At 45.0% G+C, this 15,634-nt stretch carries 18 protein-coding genes and 1 pseudogene; 6 read left to right on the plus strand and 13 right to left on the minus strand.

The genetic code is table 11. The features are described from left to right. Positions 1 to 8: 8 nt before the first annotated feature. Both QUB25_RS04130 and ssuE read right to left on the minus strand, forming a co-directional pair. Entirely contained in the window at positions 9 to 1,040 is a 1,032-nt protein-coding gene (locus QUB25_RS04130; protein WP_333182101.1) for a sulfonate ABC transporter substrate-binding protein, read from the minus strand. A 33-nt stretch (positions 1,041 to 1,073) separates the two neighbouring features. Beyond that, positions 1,074 to 1,631: an NADPH-dependent FMN reductase gene (ssuE, locus tag QUB25_RS04135; protein ID WP_333182102.1), complete on the minus strand. Its 558-nt coding sequence runs from the start codon at positions 1,629 to 1,631 to the stop codon at positions 1,074 to 1,076. A gap of 539 nt (positions 1,632 to 2,170) precedes the next feature. Here ssuE and QUB25_RS04140 point away from each other — a divergent pair. Continuing rightward, complete coding sequence (locus QUB25_RS04140; RefSeq protein WP_333182103.1) at positions 2,171 to 2,989, plus strand: ATP-binding cassette domain-containing protein; 819 nt, start codon at positions 2,171 to 2,173, stop codon at positions 2,987 to 2,989. Positions 2,990 to 3,086: 97 nt separating this feature from the next. On the opposite strand, the gene QUB25_RS04145 is transcribed toward QUB25_RS04140, so the two are convergent. The 4 genes from QUB25_RS04145 to QUB25_RS04160 form a co-directional block, all read right to left on the minus strand. Next, positions 3,087 to 3,596 carry an N-acetyltransferase gene (locus QUB25_RS04145; protein ID WP_333182104.1) on the minus strand — a complete coding sequence of 170 codons (510 nt, stop codon included), beginning with the start codon at positions 3,594 to 3,596 and terminating at the stop codon, positions 3,087 to 3,089. A 233-nt stretch (positions 3,597 to 3,829) separates the two neighbouring features. Beyond that, the gene (locus QUB25_RS04150) at positions 3,830 to 4,894 is read right to left on the minus strand and encodes a tetratricopeptide repeat protein (RefSeq protein ID WP_333182105.1); all 1,065 of its coding nucleotides are present in this window, start codon (positions 4,892 to 4,894) and stop codon (positions 3,830 to 3,832) included. A gap of 81 nt (positions 4,895 to 4,975) precedes the next feature. Next, positions 4,976 to 5,239: a hypothetical protein gene (locus QUB25_RS04155; protein WP_333182106.1), complete on the minus strand. Its 264-nt coding sequence runs from the start codon at positions 5,237 to 5,239 to the stop codon at positions 4,976 to 4,978. Between the two features lie 91 nt (positions 5,240 to 5,330). Next, complete coding sequence (locus QUB25_RS04160; protein WP_333182107.1) at positions 5,331 to 5,624, minus strand: hypothetical protein; 294 nt, start codon at positions 5,622 to 5,624, stop codon at positions 5,331 to 5,333. A gap of 261 nt (positions 5,625 to 5,885) precedes the next feature. Between QUB25_RS04160 and QUB25_RS04165 the strand changes: the two genes are divergently transcribed. Continuing rightward, on the plus strand, positions 5,886 to 6,818 hold the full coding sequence (locus QUB25_RS04165) for a LysR family transcriptional regulator (protein WP_333182108.1): 933 nt from the start codon (positions 5,886 to 5,888) through the stop codon (positions 6,816 to 6,818). A gap of 163 nt (positions 6,819 to 6,981) precedes the next feature. Here QUB25_RS04165 and QUB25_RS04170 read toward each other — a convergent pair whose 3' ends face one another. Next, on the minus strand, positions 6,982 to 7,305 hold the full coding sequence (locus tag QUB25_RS04170) for a hypothetical protein (RefSeq protein ID WP_333182109.1): 324 nt from the start codon (positions 7,303 to 7,305) through the stop codon (positions 6,982 to 6,984). A 59-nt stretch (positions 7,306 to 7,364) separates the two neighbouring features. After that, positions 7,365 to 8,288 (minus strand): AraC family transcriptional regulator, encoded by a 924-nt coding sequence (locus QUB25_RS04175; RefSeq protein WP_333060110.1) that lies wholly within the window; start codon positions 8,286 to 8,288, stop codon positions 7,365 to 7,367. Positions 8,289 to 8,476: 188 nt separating this feature from the next. On the opposite strand from QUB25_RS04175, the gene QUB25_RS04180 reads away from it, so the two are divergent. Next, on the plus strand, positions 8,477 to 9,244 hold the full coding sequence (locus QUB25_RS04180) for an SDR family oxidoreductase (RefSeq protein ID WP_333060109.1): 768 nt from the start codon (positions 8,477 to 8,479) through the stop codon (positions 9,242 to 9,244). A gap of 33 nt (positions 9,245 to 9,277) precedes the next feature. Then, positions 9,278 to 10,015, plus strand: coding sequence for an SDR family oxidoreductase (locus QUB25_RS04185; RefSeq protein ID WP_333182110.1), 738 nt, complete (start codon positions 9,278 to 9,280; stop codon positions 10,013 to 10,015). Positions 10,016 to 10,170: 155 nt separating this feature from the next. Here the strand turns inward: QUB25_RS04185 and ispD are convergent, their stop codons facing one another. Then, positions 10,171 to 10,857 carry a 2-C-methyl-D-erythritol 4-phosphate cytidylyltransferase gene (gene ispD / locus QUB25_RS04190; protein ID WP_333182111.1) on the minus strand — a complete coding sequence of 229 codons (687 nt, stop codon included), beginning with the start codon at positions 10,855 to 10,857 and terminating at the stop codon, positions 10,171 to 10,173. A gap of 172 nt (positions 10,858 to 11,029) precedes the next feature. Here ispD and QUB25_RS04195 point away from each other — a divergent pair, with 172 nt between their 5' ends. Then, on the plus strand, positions 11,030 to 11,992 hold the full coding sequence (locus QUB25_RS04195; RefSeq protein ID WP_333182164.1) for a glycosyltransferase family 9 protein: 963 nt from the start codon (positions 11,030 to 11,032) through the stop codon (positions 11,990 to 11,992). 202 nt (positions 11,993 to 12,194) lie between these two features. Here the strand turns inward: QUB25_RS04195 and QUB25_RS04200 are convergent. The 4 genes and pseudogenes from QUB25_RS04200 to QUB25_RS04215 all read right to left on the minus strand — a co-directional run. Next, positions 12,195 to 12,380: pseudogene (locus QUB25_RS04200) on the minus strand (response regulator transcription factor); the annotation flags it as partial. Between the two features lie 57 nt (positions 12,381 to 12,437). Beyond that, the gene (locus tag QUB25_RS04205; RefSeq protein ID WP_333182112.1) at positions 12,438 to 12,674 is read right to left on the minus strand and encodes an ATP-binding protein; all 237 of its coding nucleotides are present in this window, start codon (positions 12,672 to 12,674) and stop codon (positions 12,438 to 12,440) included. Continuing rightward, positions 12,661 to 13,071 carry a hypothetical protein gene (locus tag QUB25_RS04210; protein WP_333182113.1) on the minus strand — a complete coding sequence of 137 codons (411 nt, stop codon included), beginning with the start codon at positions 13,069 to 13,071 and terminating at the stop codon, positions 12,661 to 12,663. The genes QUB25_RS04205 and QUB25_RS04210 overlap by 14 nt, the downstream gene beginning before the upstream one ends. A gap of 205 nt (positions 13,072 to 13,276) precedes the next feature. Beyond that, positions 13,277 to 13,903 carry an ATP-binding protein gene (locus tag QUB25_RS04215; RefSeq protein WP_333182114.1) on the minus strand — a complete coding sequence of 209 codons (627 nt, stop codon included), beginning with the start codon at positions 13,901 to 13,903 and terminating at the stop codon, positions 13,277 to 13,279. 344 nt (positions 13,904 to 14,247) lie between these two features. Here QUB25_RS04215 and QUB25_RS04220 point away from each other — a divergent pair, with 344 nt between their 5' ends. Next, the gene (locus QUB25_RS04220; RefSeq protein ID WP_333182115.1) at positions 14,248 to 15,633 is read left to right on the plus strand and encodes an NACHT domain-containing protein; all 1,386 of its coding nucleotides are present in this window, start codon (positions 14,248 to 14,250) and stop codon (positions 15,631 to 15,633) included. The last annotated feature ends 1 nt before the right edge of the window (position 15,634 follow it).

A 15,634-nucleotide genomic window follows, 5' to 3' on the forward strand; every position in this document is an offset into this window, starting at 1 on the left:
GGGGATTTTTAATTACCTGGTTTCCAAACTACTTCTTCAACTTTGAGCTGCTTGGGAATTAAGCCTAGTTCAAAAAAAGTATCCGCAATTTCCTGTTGCTCGGCAACCATATCAGCTTGGATCGGTTCAAATCCATAACTCCGCCGTCGAGTCACTACATCTAAGATAGAAGCATCAATTTTCAGAATGGGAGCGAGAATCTTGACTACTTCTGCGGGATTCGCATCCGCCCAAGTCGCTACTGCTTGAGTTTCTTCTCTAATTGCGTCAATAATTTTGGAATTAGACTGAGCAAATGAGCGATTAGCTAAGTAAAAATCTCGGTTAGCTGCTAGTCCTTTACTATCTTTAACAACACGAACATCTCTTGGTGCTTGAGCTGCTGCATAAAACGGGTCCCAAATTACCCAAGCATCTACGTTACCTTGTTGGAAGGCAGCTCTGGCATCGGCTGGTGTCAGGTTTGCCGGCTTAATTTCACTCCATTTTATCCCTGCGGATTTCAATGCTTTTGCTAATAGGTAATTGGCACTTGAACCTTTGGTAAAAGCTATTTTCTTACCTCGCAAATCCCCAAGGGTTTGAATTGCCGAATTAGCAGGGACTAAAATAGCTGAACTGCGGTCTTTGGGCGCGCTACCGCCAATGTACAGCAGAGGTGCGTTAGCAGCTTGGGCAAAGACTGGAGGAGCGTCCCCGGTGCGGCCGATGTCGATGCTGCCGGCGTTTAGCGCTTCCAACATCGGGGGGCCTGACTGAAATTCTTTCCACTCAACGGATATGCCTAGAGGCTGCAAGCGTTTCTCTAAGCCGCCTCTGGCTTTGACTAGCGTGAAGGGGTCTAATTTCTGATGGCCGATGCGGACTACCTGAGCTTGAGTTGCTGCGGAGGAAGCGGCGGGGCTTGCAGATCCCGTAGGGGTGGGAGTATTGCAGGAGGCGATCGCCCAATTTAAGCTGATTCCCAATAGAAATAGCGCTGCTAGGGAAAGGTGCGATCGCCATAATTGAGCAAGGAATGAAATCAGTCTTTTGAGCATAAACAATAATATTGTTTGTTGGTAACTTTCCGATCAGAGACTTCCAACTAATTCGGGTTTGCCAGTTTGCAGGGCACCAACAAACTCTTGCAACTGCGATCGCAATCTTTGTTCTGTTTCCTCTTCTAGTTGTACGCTTGTTTCGTCATAACTTTGGATCTGCGTGTCTAAAACATAGGCACCAGCCAAGATATGACTAGCGCCCAGCTCGGATAACACTGGTTTGAGGGCGTAGTTAATTGCTAATAAGTGACCCAGCGTACCTCCGGTGGCTATGGGGAGAATAACTTTACCAGCTAAACTCTTCTGCGGGAGCAAATCTAAGTAAGCTTTGAGTACGCCTGTGTAGGCTGCTTTGTAAACAGGTGTAGCGATGATTATGCCCTTGGCTTCTACTACTAAATCATTGACTGCTTTTAAGTCTGGGTTCGCGAATTGCCCGTAAATTAATACCTCTGGCGGGAGATCGCGGACGTTGACAGAGGCCGTACTCAGTCCCTCTTTCTCGACAGCACGGCGGGCGTATTCCAGCACGGCAAAGGAGCGGGATGGATGAGACGGGCTACCTGCGATCGCAACAACATTAGGCATTTAATAGTCCTCCTATTTTTGACTCATTTAAAAATGAACGATTTACGGCATTGCTAGCAAGTACGGTAACTTGGTAGAGTTACCGTATTTTATAGATAGTAAGCTAGCACGCTCAATTTTAAAAAGCAAGTAAGTTGAGATGTAAAGTTGGATAACTCTTATACAAATTTTGTGCGATCGCGAATCTCGGCGGGAATCAACTGTCAGGTTTTTTCTCCCAGATACAGCATAATCCCACCGGACTCAAAAACAGAACCTTTACAGGAACAGGGTTTGCTTGTTCTTAACAATTATTTATCAAAGCCCCAAAAGTTGGGCAAAAAATTATCTTGCTTTTTGTAGATACCTATGCAATAATCTTGTTTAATTAAAATACTGTAACTCGACTGATTTACCGTAGATTTAATCAAGAAATGCTAATCTGCTATTCACCAGCACCGGTGAGTAGGAGACGAATTGGGATTTGCTCAACAGCCACCTTTGACAGCGGAAAAGGTTTTGAGCCTGTGGCATAGATCGCGATATGGAGGTTTTTTAGAATGGAATCACCACTCTCAGGAATAGGTCTAGAATTAGTAGAACTCCAGAAGTCATTTGGAAATATTAAAATTTTGCGGGGTATCAACATAGAAATAAATCCCGGAGAATTTGTAGCAATTGTAGGTCGCAGCGGATGTGGCAAAAGTACCTTACTGCGCTTAATCGCCGGACTAGAAGTTCCCACTCAAGGCACTGTCTTTCTAGATGGAAAGCCGTCCCGCAAACTCAACTCTAAAGTGACAATGATGTTTCAGGATGCACGGCTACTACCTTGGCAAAAAGTGGTGGCAAATGTGAAATTAGGGCTACTGACGACCAAAGAAAACACGCACTGCAAAGCGATGCAAGTCCTTCACGCGGTAGGGCTTGGCGATCGCGCCAACGATTGGCCGGCGGTACTCTCCGGCGGTCAAAAGCAGAGAGTTTCTTTAGCAAGAGCCCTTGCCTGCGAACCTCATTTACTGCTGCTTGATGAACCCCTCGGCGCGTTGGATGCTTTGACTCGCATTGAGATGCAGCAATTGTTAGAAAATTTATGGCAAGAAAAAGGATTTACCGCGCTACTGATCACTCATGACGTAGAAGAAGCAGTGGTGCTAGCTGACCGAGTTATTTTAATAGAAAATGGTCAGATTGCAATGGACTGTTCTATTGATATGCCGCGACCGAGGCAGAGAGGAAATGCTCTATTTGCTGCGAAAGTAGAGGCGATTTTACAGCGCGTTATGGGTCAAAAAGAAAGTAGCAAAGATGCAGAGAAAGTTGCAATAGGTAGGTACCAAAAACCCAACTATGTAAAGATAAGTAAATACGGATAACGGATCTACCAAGGTAACTCAGATATGGGCGCTCGTTTAATAATTTTTCTGACTCGCGAGCTCTTCGTCAGCCAATCCGATGCACCCGGATTTGATATCACTCGCATAGACTAAACTCCGATCGATACTTCACCGTTCCGCTGCAATCCTCCAATGCTCCACTTTCTAACTCCAACACCATAAAAGCCTCATCGGGTACATCGTATTCACATCCCAAGCTCTTTCTACTAGCAGGAATGAACCCAAAACGCGGATAAAAATCTGGATGACCAAGCACAACCACTGCCTGAAATCCCGATCGCCTGCACTCTTCTAAACCGTGCTGGATCAACAGCGTTCCTATACCTTGCCGCTGATAGTTGGGTAGAACTGCGACTGGCGCCAACCCCAGAATCGACAAATTCCTAGAACATTTTCCTTCGACGACAACCGGACTGAAGAAAATGTGTCCGACAACGCGATCGGATTGTACCGCAACGAAGGAAAATGTAGATGCAATTCCCCGCAATCGATCCACTAAGTTAGCCTCATTTTCTCGCCCGAATGCCGCAATATTAATGTTGCGAACAGCTTCTACATCTTCTGGATTTTCGGTACGGATATCCATAGCTTAGATTAATGGTTGTGTGGCCGCCCTGGCCGACAAATTACTACAGAAACTGTTTCTATCTTTCGATCGCGATATTAATCAAATTATAGCGCCCCTGAAGCCTTTTTCCTGCTTTCGAGTTATATATTTTTGCCTACCAATTATACCACGACTTGCAGATGAATGCCAAATCGTCGCCCAAGTTGATCGCTTCCAATCTTCACGCCCGATTCGGAACCGCTTAACTGTCATTATTGCGGTACAAGCTGACCGGAAGACAATCGCTTAATGCCCTCCATCGCTGTAGTTTCTCCGGCTTTATCACCGCCCTCGCGGGCAATTTTTAAAGCTCCCTCGTAGGATTCTAGAGCTTGAGGATATTGACCAAGACTTTCATAAATTGCGCCCATATTGTTGAGCAAGCGTCCGATACTTGTCTTGTCACCGATAGATTCTAACATCGGTATTGCTTGCTGAAAATAGATCAGCGCTTGAGTATCTTTGCCGAGTTTGCGAGAGGTAAGTGCCATGTTGTTGAGGAGGCGGCCGACGCCAGCCCGGTCTCCGATTTCCCGGCGAATTGCTAAAGCTTGGTGATAAAATTCCATCGCTCTATTAAAGTCGCCGATGTTGTAGTAGACGCCGCCCATGTTATTGAGGGTACGGCCTAAATCGCGCCGATCGCCCGATGCCGTGCGAATCGTCCGCGCTTGCTGGTAAAATTCGATCGCCTTGGCGTAATTGACCTGTTCTGCGTAAACGGCCGCGATGTTGTGGAGGGATTCTCCAATTTCAATTTTGTCGTCGGTAGTTTTGGCAAGTTCCAAAGCTTCTTGGTGCAGTTTCATCGCTTCGGAAAAATTGTCCCCAATCCGGTTCACGAAACCGATGAGATTGAGAGTGCGCGCGATACGAGGCCCTTCGCCGATTTCTCGGTGAATGACTAAAGCTTGCTGCAAAACTTCCAAAGCTTTGGGCTGCGAACCCATTTCGGCGTAAACTTCCCCCATCTTATTGAGGGTTTCTCCGGTTCCCGGTTTGTCACCTAGTTGCTTGCGAATTGCCAAAACTTGCTCAAAAGTCTCGATTGCTTCTCGAAACAAACCCTCGCGATGTTGTTTTACTCCTGTTTCAAAGAGGTCGTCTGCTTGCGTTTTGGGGTCAGTTGCCTGAGCGTGATCGCTCGCTTGGGTGCGCCTCGCATTTATAATTGGGCCATAAGCCCGGGCGTCTGAAATTGCCAGCAAGCTGAGTGCGGGCGATAAGACAATACTTATAGCTGCGAGATAGCTGAAGTGATAAGAGCGGCAGTCCACCGATCGAGTCCTCCAATAGCTAAGTGATAACTATTAAGATAGAGCTTTTTGGGGTGTTCCTGCCGCATTTTTTCTTAATCTCTAGGTTCTGACTGGGTTTTTGTCTTGCCAGACTGCCATAATCAGCGGCATATTGTTGAGAGCGGATATGACAGCAAAGTTTTTGCTGGGTGGAAGCGATGCTTTTTCAGAACTTGGCAAGATGATGTCCTGTTGGTCAAGCGTGATCCAAGCAATTCCTGACAAAACTTGAATTTCTCGATGAGTTTGAGGCAATCTGTATACCTCGTTTTCCATCAGAATAATGCGATCGGGCGCTGCACATTCGGAAGATATTTGAAGCATAGCATCTCCTACTTGGTAATGGGTAATTGCTAATGGGTAATTGCTAATCGAGGGCTGTATTTCACTTCATTTCCACGCCGCCCACACACTACTATTGGCAATAACGCCGATCGAGCCAAGCGCGCATTTCCTCATCCGTCGCCACGCAGGTAGAACGACCAGTCGCCCGATCGCAACCGTGCCACCAAGTGTTACCATAGCGATCGCACGTCTGCCAAATTCTCAGTTCGTCCTCACTAGAAATGAGGTAGAGCCAAAACTGCCCAATTTTTTTTATAGCTGAAAAGAGAGATAGCCCTTTCTGTTTTTCGGATGGTTTAGCTCGAACAGCCATCAAAAAAAACATCATTATTCGGGGGTTGCTCCGACTGTTGTAAGTAGACATAGCCCACACCTTAAAGTGATAATTTTCACAAAAATTGCACCCAGAAAATTACAAAAAATAGCTTTAAGCTGCAATAAATTTACCGCAACTACACCACAATATTGTTGTCGTGCAAGTCCTGTAAAAGTCTATCTGTTACCTGATAAATTAACCTTAACTCTGCGGCAATTGACAATCAAAGCATTGCTTGCATAGGTTGTATGAATAAAATCGATATATCGAAGCCCTTGTGACAATGTGGGTACTACTGGCACAAACGCTATGAACGAAATCAATACGCGGCGGATGAAACTCTCTCAGATTCAAGCTTTGATAGCTGTAGCAGACTGTGAAAACTTTAGCGAGGCGGCTTTGCAATTGGAACTGTCCCAATCCGCCGTCAGCCACGCCATCGCCTCTTTAGAAACAGAATTGGGAGTGCAATTGTTCCACCGGGGGCGACACGGTGCTCAACTGACGCCAGTGGGGGAAAGGGTAGTGAGTCACGGGCGTCAAATAGCCTGCGCCTTAGAAAGGATGGTCAAAGAAGCGGATTTAGAAAAAGGTTTGCAGGGAGGCCAGGTACGGATAGTTACTTTTCGGAGTGTCGCAACTCATATCCTACCGGGTATTATTGCTAAATTTCGCAGTTGCTTTCCCAAAATTACGGTTAGCATTACCGAAGTTTATTATACCCAAGCTGTGGAAGAGGCTTTGCGATCGGGCAAAGCAGACATCGGTTTTGTCTCTCTTCCGATCTCCGATGAATTTGAAACTAGAGAAATTTTGCGGGATAAATATGTTGTATTGCTGCCGCCAACTGCCAAAGTGTCAAGTGCTAAGATTACCTGGAAAGAATTAGCGGCTTATCCGTTGATTTTGCAGCCGGTAGAAAATGCTTGTTCTGTACCGCTGCGAAAATATTTGACAACTTCGGGGTTTCCCTTAAATATCGCTTACGAACTCAGCGAAGATTCAACGATTGTCAGTATGGTAATGCAAGGTTTGGGTACAGCAATTCTTCCCCGTTTGGCTGCGGAACCGATACCTACTTCGGTGAAAGTTTGCAGTTTGCCTGCGGATTTTGAAAGGGTAATTGGGGTGGCTGTTTTGAGGGATGGGTTGTTGATTCCGGCCGTGTTTGCGTTCTTAGATTTAGTTAAAAGTGCCGCAGAGGTTGATAGTGAGGGTGATTTTCCGATTAACCCTTCATGAGAAACCTAAGTCAGTTGTTATTGGTTATTGGTTAGATTGAGATTTTGTTACCGCAGATATCAGCAGATGAACACAGATGAACGCGGATGAGATTGTATCTGCGTTCATCTGCGTTCATCTGCAGTTTAAAAAAATCGCATAAAATAGTACGATCGCTGATTGCCTACTTCATGCGCTTAGCCACAAGACTAGAACTATCGCCTTGGTGGAATTTGACTCGACCATCTACCGAGTTTTTATCCTTTAATTTGAGCCAACCGCTACTGGAAGCAGGATCGCATTCGTCATTACCGTCCCAGGTAAACTCAAATCGCCGATCCTTTCCATCTTTTACGACTTCGCCGTCAATTTGACCTGATACTAAACCGAATTGAAATTCTCCTGAAACCGTAGGTTCAATCTCGATATACGCTTCAACTTCCATGTCCAAGTAATCACTATCCCACAATTCCATCTCCGCGCTCCGCCATTTACCGCAATATTCCATTGCTTTTATCCTCCATTTGTGTTAATGGAACAAAACCAATATAGTCGAAACAGTTACGCTCAAGCAGTACGCAAACGCTCAATATCCCGGATCGGCGGCGCACCGAACATCCGAGAATATTCGCGGCTGAACTGTGAGGGGCTTTCATAACCCACCTGATACGCAGCATTTGTGGCATCGGCGTTTTCGGCAAGCATCAGGCGACGTGCTTCTAATAGTCTTAATTGCTTTTGATATTGAAGTGGACTCATCGATGTCACTTCCTTAAAATGGTGATGAAAAGATGAAGGAGACATCTTGGCTTGTCCTGCCAAATCCTCAACACGCATCGGTTTTACAAAATCAGTTTTAATCAGTTTGAGCACCTCAGCGATGCGCTGCATATTGCTGCCAGATGTTGCGATTTGGCGGACAGCTTCGCCTTGTTCGCCTATTAAAAGACGATAATAGATTTCGCCGATAATCATCGGTGCCAGGATAGGGATATCCTGCGGTGTATCCAAAAGTCTTGTCAGTCTGAGGGCGCAATCGAGCAACGGTGCATCGGCGGTGCTGACGAACAAACCTCTAACAGAGTTTTCTTTCTTATTTGCACTTGGGTTGGTTTGGGCAGTAATAATGTCACAGAGTTGGCGTGGATCTAGATTCAGCTTGAATCCTAAATACGGCTTGTCTGGGGTAGCCTCTACAACAAATCCGTTAATAGGTAAATCAACGGAGATCACAAGATATTGAGCCTCGCCATAACGATAGGTTTCCTCACCCAGCAACGCTTCTTTTTGACCCTGAACGATGATGGCGAGAAGAGGTTCATAAACACCATGTAGTGCTGCGGAAACTGAAGATTCTCGCGTCAATTCCAGCTTATCTATAGCTGTTTTATGCAAACCGTTACCCTTGCCTTCAGTGTGCCGAGTTACTAATGCCGCCAATTCTTTACATTGATTAGCGATCGCATCTTGGTTTATTAGTTGGTTGAGCATTTCAATTGCCCTGCTAGTTTTTTGATTGATTTAACCATTTCCTTTTGCTGATCATAGAGCATCTTGAGCCATTCAGAAAATATGGCTTTGGAGGATTAGGCAATAAATTGCGAGGTCTGTGTATTCAACACCCTTGCTTTTAGTCATAGGATGAACACATCCCAATAAACCAATAAAAGGATAAGGTAATGACCAAAGACAATACGAAAATCGCATTGGTAACAGGGGCGAGCCGAGGACTTGGCAAAAATACCGCTTTGACCCTTGCCAGAAAAGGAGTAGATGTCATCGTGACTTATCACAACAGCGATGAGGATGCAAAAAATGTCGTATCTGCGATCGCCGATATCGGAGCTCAAGCGGTTGCACTGCAACTGGATACTTCAAACACGAAAACCTTTGACGGTTTTGTGGAACAAGTCAAGCAGTCACTTCAAGATAAATGGCAGACAGAGCATTTTGATTTCCTCGTGAATAATGCTGGTATTGGGGTTCATGCGTCTTTTGCTGATACCACCGAAGATGATTTCGATCGCTTGATGAATATTCATGTAAAGGGCGTTTTCTTCCTCACGCAGAAACTTCTGCCTTTGATAAATGATGGAGGACGGATTGTCAATATTTCGTCGGGACTTGCCCGTTTTGCTCTACCGGGCTATGCAGCTTATGCAAGCATGAAGGGAGCGATCGAAGTTTTGACCCGATACATGGCGAAAGAACTGGGACAAAGACAGATTGCCGTGAATGTGGTGGCCCCCGGCGCGATTGAAACGGATTTTAATGGCGGTGCGGTGCGTGACAATCCTGAGATTAACAACTTTATCGCTTCGCAAACCGCCCTAGGTCGCGTCGGTCTTCCTGATGATATCGGCGGTGCGATCGCCTCTTTGCTATCCGAAGAAAACAGATGGGTGAATGCACAGAGAATCGAAGTCTCTGGCGGTCAGTTTATTTAATTGAAATCAACTTTAAGAAAAGGGAAAATAACCATGTTGAACGTAGAAAACAAAGTTGTTGTTATCACCGGGGCCAGTAGTGGAATCGGTGAAGCCAGCGCTAAGTTGTTGTCCAAAAACGGCGCAAAAGTTGTTTTAGGCGCACGTCGCACCGATCGCCTAAAAGCGATCGCCAAGGACATTCGTGCGGAGGGTGGAACAGTCGAATACCAGGCTCTTGATGTCACGCAACGCAGTCAAATGGAGGCGATAGTTCAATTTGCCCAGAGCAAGTTCGATCGCGTAGATGTCCTGATTAACAATGCTGGAGTCATGCCCCTATCTGCACTCGAACAACTGAAAGTTGAGGAATGGGATCGCATGATTGATGTCAATATCAAAGGTGTTTTGTACGGCATCGCGGCGGCACTTCCTGTCATGAAAGCACAAAAATCTGGTCAGATTATTAATCTTTCCTCGATCGGCGGACACGCGGTTTCTCCCACTGCTGCTGTTTACTGTGCTACTAAATTCGCCGTTAGAGCCATCTCAGAAGGCTTGAGACAAGAAGTTGGGGGCGACATTCGGGTGACGGTGATTTCTCCTGGAGTAACGGAGTCTGAGTTAGCCGAGAGCATCACTGATGAAACTGCAAGATCGGGAATGCAAGAATTCCGCAAAGTAGCTATTCCTGCTGCTGCGATCGCGCGGTCGATTGTATTTGCGATCGAACAACCTGACGATGTTGATGTTAGCGAAATTATCGTCCGACCAACAGCCAGCCCTTACTAAGCAGGTCAATTTAATTAAAGCTAAAAGGCGAGGGTTATTAGATACCCAACTTCTTTAAAAAGTCGGGTATCTGGGTATTCTGAGTTTTTATTAGGACTTAGTTAGCTTACCAATTCCCATTGCCAATTCCCAATTTTTCTTTACACAATTTAAAACTATTCCCCGTATCTCTGCCGCAAAATAAATTCAGCTAGTGCTAAATCTACGGGCGTTGTGACTTTCAAATTCGTCTCTTCTCCCTCCACAATTTGCACTGGTAAACCGCATTTTTCAAACAAAGCCGCATCGTCTGTAACTTCCCAACCTTTCTGTCGCCCTTCTTGGTGACACTGCTTTAACAATTTCACTTCAAATCCTTGGGGAGTCTGGGCCGCCCACAAATTGCTTCTGTCCGGGGTGTCTCGCACGATCCGACGCTCATCTACGACCTTAATCGTATCCTTGACCGGGACGGCGACAATCAAGCCCGCACAGGTCAACAGGGCCTCTGCTGAGCGATCGAACAATTCAGCAGTTGCCAAACACCTAGCCCCGTCGTGAATCAACACTCGATCGGCATTGGGGGGCAAAGCCTGCAAACCGTTGTAAACTGACTCTTGCCTGGTGGCGCCTCCTTTAATCAGTTCCACGGGCTTGACCAAAGATAAATCGCTCAGAATTGCTTTAAAATCAGGAAAATCGTCTGGCTGGCCCATGATGCCAATCCAGCTAATGTGCTGCGAAGCTTCAGCCGCAGCCAAAGTCCAACTCAGCAGAGGTTTAGAGAGCAAAGTCAGCAGCAGTTTGTTCCGCTGACTCCCCATCCGTCGCCCCGAACCCGCTGCAGGAATTAATAAGTGCATTTACTAACCGTTTTTAACCCAACTAGATATATATAATAAGAGCGTCCTGTACTTTTGAGTCAGTTGTTTAGCTGTCAGCCAGTAGATTTTAAGGTCTAGAAATACTATAAGCTGATAGTTGAGAGCCGATCTCTGAGAGCTACCTCGATCAATAATAGCCCGATCGTTTATGATGCGAATACTAGCACTTGTCCCTGGCGGGATTGGCGACCAAATTTTATTTTTCCCCACTCTTGATGACCTCAAGCAGTCTTATCCCGACGCGCAAATTGATGTCATCGTGGAACCGAGGGCAAAGGGTGCTTACCGAGTCTGCAAATCCGTCAAAGAAGTCTTGACGTACAATTTCAAAGACCGCAACGCTATGGCAGATTTGGGCAATTTACTGGGCGTAATTCGCGATCGCGAATACGAAGCAGTGATTTCCCTCGGCCAGCGGTGGACTGTAGGACTGCTGCTGTGGCTGACCGGCATTCCGCAGAGAGTTGGCTATTCGGGAACCAACGGCGCTCGATTTCTCACTGCTGCTGTACCGCTGAAAACTGAACAGTACGCCGCTTCAATGTACCATGATTTGCTGCAAGGATTTAACATTACAAATCCTTGTCCGGCGATCGCAATTAATGTACCAAAACAGGACATTCAGTGGGCAGAAGCCGAACAGCAGCGGTTGGGCGTAAAAGAAAGCGGCTACATTTTGATTCACGGCGGTTCGAGTCAATTAGCTGTGTCTAAAGGTATTGACAAAATTTACCCTACAGACAACTGGAAGCAAATAATTGAAGATTGTCAGCAGCGGCAGCCGAATTTGCCCGTTGTTGTTGTGAAAGGCCCCGAAGATGCAGACTTCGTGACAAAGTTAGTCGAGTCATGTCCAAATGTAAAAGTTATCTCGCCGGATGATGTCGGCAAGTTGGCGGCGACAATTGCTGCTGCTAATTTGATGATATGTACTGACAGTGCGCCGATGCACTTAGCTGTGGCGGTTCAAACTTATACAATAGCTTTGTTTGGCCCGACTGAACCGGCGAAATTGCTGCCAAAGAGCGATCGATTTTTGGGCATTAAATCTCCTACTGGCAAAATGGCAGACATCTCTCCTCAAGATGTTTTGAAGAAGGTTTGGGGCGGCTAAAAACTAGAATATCTAAGTCAGGACACGGCCGTGCCGTGTCCCTACAATTTAGCTGGTTTCCAGACCTGGGGACGAGGAAAGTCGGGCATCTAAAACTCGATGTTAGTCTTCCCAATCATCCATCATCTGCTGTCAGCTACATTCCGCCCCCTCAGCTTTCACCATCGGTTTTTACCTATTTTGATCGAGCTATAAAGCTCTAAGTAGTATCCGGCAAATTCCAATCGAGAATTACTAGCAGTGGGTTTAATTTCTCAAACAATGCTAAACAAGTCTCGCCATCTGCTGCCGAATATACTTGGTATTTATGATTAAAAAAGCGATGAATTAAATTGGGGATGGATGGGTCATCATCCACAACGAGAATCTTGGGAGTAGTATCGGTAATCACCACAAAAAACTTCCTTTCTGTTGTCCAGGGAAAACTGGCAATCTCAGAACAGCTTTAGTGAAGAGTAAAGGCCAGGTCGTTCCAACTAAACAGAGTTTTTTCGGGCAATTCTTCTTTCAGCTTGGTCTTGAGGTCAAAAGGCTTGCCCCAATCCCATATTTCGATCTCTAGGCGTTTGTTAAATACTGCGATCGCCAGTTCTATTTTTGGAGTTTTCAATGACTGATTTGTGTGGGCGTGGCGAACCGCATGGGCAAAACCCTCGATCGCAGCAAGCTTACAAAGCTGCAAAACTGTTTCGGGAATGGGTAGAGGCTCTAAAAAACTGCTCGACCCACCATAAAACTTGAGTAACAGCCTGGAGCTCGCTACTTACTTGAATTTTAATTTTGTGAAGTGGCTGGTTATAACTTGGCTCGGATTGGGAATTCCGTTGCTCTTGAAGCCAGTTAAAGCTGTGTAAAACGTCGATCGCACGCTTAAAAATACTAGCTTCAGTGCTAGGTTGGGGTGGTACTAGACCGGGCTGAAAATATTTTACAATTAACAGACAGTTTCGACCGGCAGACGTGCGGGTATAACTTAGCTCATCGGCAATTTTGCCAATAAGTTTTATACCTATTTTGCCTATTTCATCGATTTCGCTAAAATTTTCGTCACGGTGCGAATTTTCTAAGTTAGAGTTCATAATGGTTTCCTCTGCTAAATATTGAAGTTTTTTGTTTCTACAGATGTCCTACTGAGGCAAAAAGGGAGAATGTAGGGCAGAAAATGTGAGTTTTAATTTGCGCTATGCCCTGATTTTTAGGGCAAATGTGGCAGGAAATTAAAACCTATCGATCCTAGTCACGCAGAACTAATTAAAGAAGGATTTGCAGATGTAGCCATCTTTGCTAAAACATAAATTGCAGATCCTTTAAACCGAAGGTATCTTTTGCTGGCGATTGTTCACTTTTAACTTTGGTTGGGAAATTAAGAGGGTTTCCCCAATCCCAAATTTGAATTTCTATGCGTTCGTTAAATACTGCGATCGCAAGATCGATCGGAGTGTTTGATGGCATATTTTTGTGGTGGTGAATAGCATTGATAAACCCCTCGACCGTCGCAAGTTTACAAAGCTGCAAAACTTCTTCGGGAAGTGGTAGATTCTCTAACTGTTCGACCCACCATAAAACTTGAGTGACCGTGGCAACCTCACTATTGAGCTGAAGAGTTATTTTTTGCAGTGGCTGGTTAGAACTGCGATCGGATTGGCTAGTTTTTTGCTCTTTCAGCCAGTTGAAAATGTTTAAAGTATCGGTCGCTCGCTTAAAACAATCAGCTTGAGTGCTAGGGTGAGGTAGTACAGGCTGAAAATATTTTACAATTAACAGACAGTTTCGACGGTCAGAAGTGTGGGTATAACTAAGCTCATCGGCAATTTGGCTAATAATTTTTATACCTATCCCAAGTGATGGGATTTCATCCATTTTGCTATTATCTTCGTCACGGTGTGAGTTGCCGAATAAGTTAAGATTCATTTCTAGTGACCTCTAATGTTTATCAAAAATTGCTTTTGTGCTTCTGATCAAATCATCGCATCACTTTAATTGAGTGAAGTTGACCAGAGGTATAAAGTTAGGTCTATTAGAGGTCGGTATAATCAAAGTATACTCAAGGTATAATTAAACTACTGTCATGCAGAGTCCCTATCCTTCGCAAAGCTCAGGACTGGCAAGCATCCCAGCCGTCTAAGAGCTCCTTGGCAAGGCTCAGGATGATTTAAGTGCGTGATGCGTAAGTTGTAATAAAGTTAAATGAGGGGTTAACCTAGATGGATTGGCAAGAATTCCTTAGAGGCGAATCTGGGAGACATGGATTATCGATGGAACAAAAAGAAACATTATTAGCAGCACTCTTCTCTCCTGAAAGAGCACCCCTCAATAAGGCACAGCTTTCAGTAAAATTCAGCATATCAGAAGCTGCTGTAACACAGCGACTGGGAGAGATTTACAAGAAATTTTCAAAGAGTTTCCCTGAACTTTATGACCAACAAGGCGCAGGAAAGTTGAAGATTCTGCAGACTAAATTGATACAGAAGTATTATCAACCATCACAACCATTAGTTGACACCCAAAGTTCTAACTCATCTCCCTACCCTGAAGAATTTCGCTCTTTAATAGAAGAAAAAATTCGGAGGTTTTGCGGGCGCGGATTTGTTTTTGAGACTTTTCAGCAATTTATCACCGAAAATCCTCACGGTTATTTTACGATCGTCGGGGATGCGGGAATGGGCAAAAGCTCGATCGTTGCCAAATACGTGTCTGAACATAAATCTCCCTGCTATTTCAATATTCTCGTCGAACGTCGCAACAGACCCGAATTGTTTTTGAAGAGCATTCGCCGGCAATTAATTGACCGCTATCAATTACCAAAATCAGAAGACGCCGATTTACCAACTTTACTGGCACAGGTGGCGGGAAAACTCACGGCGGGCGATCGTTTGGTAATTGCAATTGATGCACTGGATGAAGTCGAACAAGAACCGGGAGGTAATCTTTTACATTTACCGAAAAATCTGCCCAATCATGTATATTTTCTGCTGACTAGGCGACCCTATAGCCTCGATAAAAAGCGGCTGTTAGTAGATGTTCCAGAAAAAGAGTTAGATTTAAGAGACGAAAAGTATGTTAACTTCAATCAGGAGGATATCAAAGAATATATTCGCTTTGTTATAAATACCGATTCTGACTATAAAGATGGTCTGAAAAACTGGATTCAAACCCGCAAGGTTCCCGATACAACTTTTGTTGAGGAAGTGGCAAATAAAAGCGAAAATAATTTTATGTATTTGCGGTATGTTTTGCCGGCAATTGCTAAGGGTGATTACAATGACTTGAGTTTAAGGCAATTGCCCGATGGGCTGCAAGAATATTATCAAAACCATTGGGTGCGAATGGGGATAGATGCTAAGCCGGGGCAATTGATGGAGATTGTCTTGTATATTTTGCTAGAAATTGCCACGCCCATTCCCTACGACATGATTGCTGGAATTGCCAAGGTGGATCAATGCGATGTGGGAAAGGTTTTAGAAGATGAGTGGGTTGAGTATTTGAAAAAGCAGAATGTAGAAGGAGAAATCTGCTATACCATTTATCATGCTAGTTTCCTTGACTTTCTGAAAGCTAAACGGGAGATGGATTCAAATCGGAGAATTTTTCTGGAAGTAAATCAACGGATTGCTGAGTATTTAGAAGAGGGGATAGTGTGAC

The sequence above is a fragment of the Microcoleus sp. B3-D7 genome (genome assembly GCF_036705305.1).
GTDB lineage: Bacteria > Cyanobacteriota > Cyanobacteriia > Cyanobacteriales > Microcoleaceae > Microcoleus.

What these genes read in the sequence shown, in the direction of transcription:
- QUB25_RS04130 (WP_333182101.1), bottom strand. Translation starts at nt 1,040, where the DNA reads ATGCTCAAAAGACTGATTTCATTCCTTGCTCAATTATGGCGATCGCAC.
- ssuE (WP_333182102.1), bottom strand. Translation starts at nt 1,631, where the DNA reads ATGCCTAATGTTGTTGCGATCGCAGGTAGCCCGTCTCATCCATCCCGC.
- QUB25_RS04140 (WP_333182103.1), top strand. Translation starts at nt 2,171, where the DNA reads ATGGAATCACCACTCTCAGGAATAGGTCTAGAATTAGTAGAACTCCAG.
- QUB25_RS04145 (WP_333182104.1), bottom strand. Translation starts at nt 3,596, where the DNA reads ATGGATATCCGTACCGAAAATCCAGAAGATGTAGAAGCTGTTCGCAAC.
- QUB25_RS04155 (WP_333182106.1), bottom strand. Translation starts at nt 5,239, where the DNA reads ATGCTTCAAATATCTTCCGAATGTGCAGCGCCCGATCGCATTATTCTG.
- QUB25_RS04160 (WP_333182107.1), bottom strand. Translation starts at nt 5,624, where the DNA reads ATGTCTACTTACAACAGTCGGAGCAACCCCCGAATAATGATGTTTTTT.
- QUB25_RS04165 (WP_333182108.1), top strand. Translation starts at nt 5,886, where the DNA reads ATGAACGAAATCAATACGCGGCGGATGAAACTCTCTCAGATTCAAGCT.
- QUB25_RS04170 (WP_333182109.1), bottom strand. Translation starts at nt 7,305, where the DNA reads ATGGAATATTGCGGTAAATGGCGGAGCGCGGAGATGGAATTGTGGGAT.
- QUB25_RS04175 (WP_333060110.1), bottom strand. Translation starts at nt 8,288, where the DNA reads ATGCTCAACCAACTAATAAACCAAGATGCGATCGCTAATCAATGTAAA.
- QUB25_RS04180 (WP_333060109.1), top strand. Translation starts at nt 8,477, where the DNA reads ATGACCAAAGACAATACGAAAATCGCATTGGTAACAGGGGCGAGCCGA.
- QUB25_RS04185 (WP_333182110.1), top strand. Translation starts at nt 9,278, where the DNA reads ATGTTGAACGTAGAAAACAAAGTTGTTGTTATCACCGGGGCCAGTAGT.
- ispD (WP_333182111.1), bottom strand. Translation starts at nt 10,857, where the DNA reads ATGCACTTATTAATTCCTGCAGCGGGTTCGGGGCGACGGATGGGGAGT.
- QUB25_RS04195 (WP_333182164.1), top strand. Translation starts at nt 11,030, where the DNA reads ATGCGAATACTAGCACTTGTCCCTGGCGGGATTGGCGACCAAATTTTA.
- QUB25_RS04210 (WP_333182113.1), bottom strand. Translation starts at nt 13,071, where the DNA reads ATGAACTCTAACTTAGAAAATTCGCACCGTGACGAAAATTTTAGCGAA.
- QUB25_RS04215 (WP_333182114.1), bottom strand. Translation starts at nt 13,903, where the DNA reads ATGAATCTTAACTTATTCGGCAACTCACACCGTGACGAAGATAATAGC.
- QUB25_RS04220 (WP_333182115.1), top strand. Translation starts at nt 14,248, where the DNA reads ATGGAACAAAAAGAAACATTATTAGCAGCACTCTTCTCTCCTGAAAGA.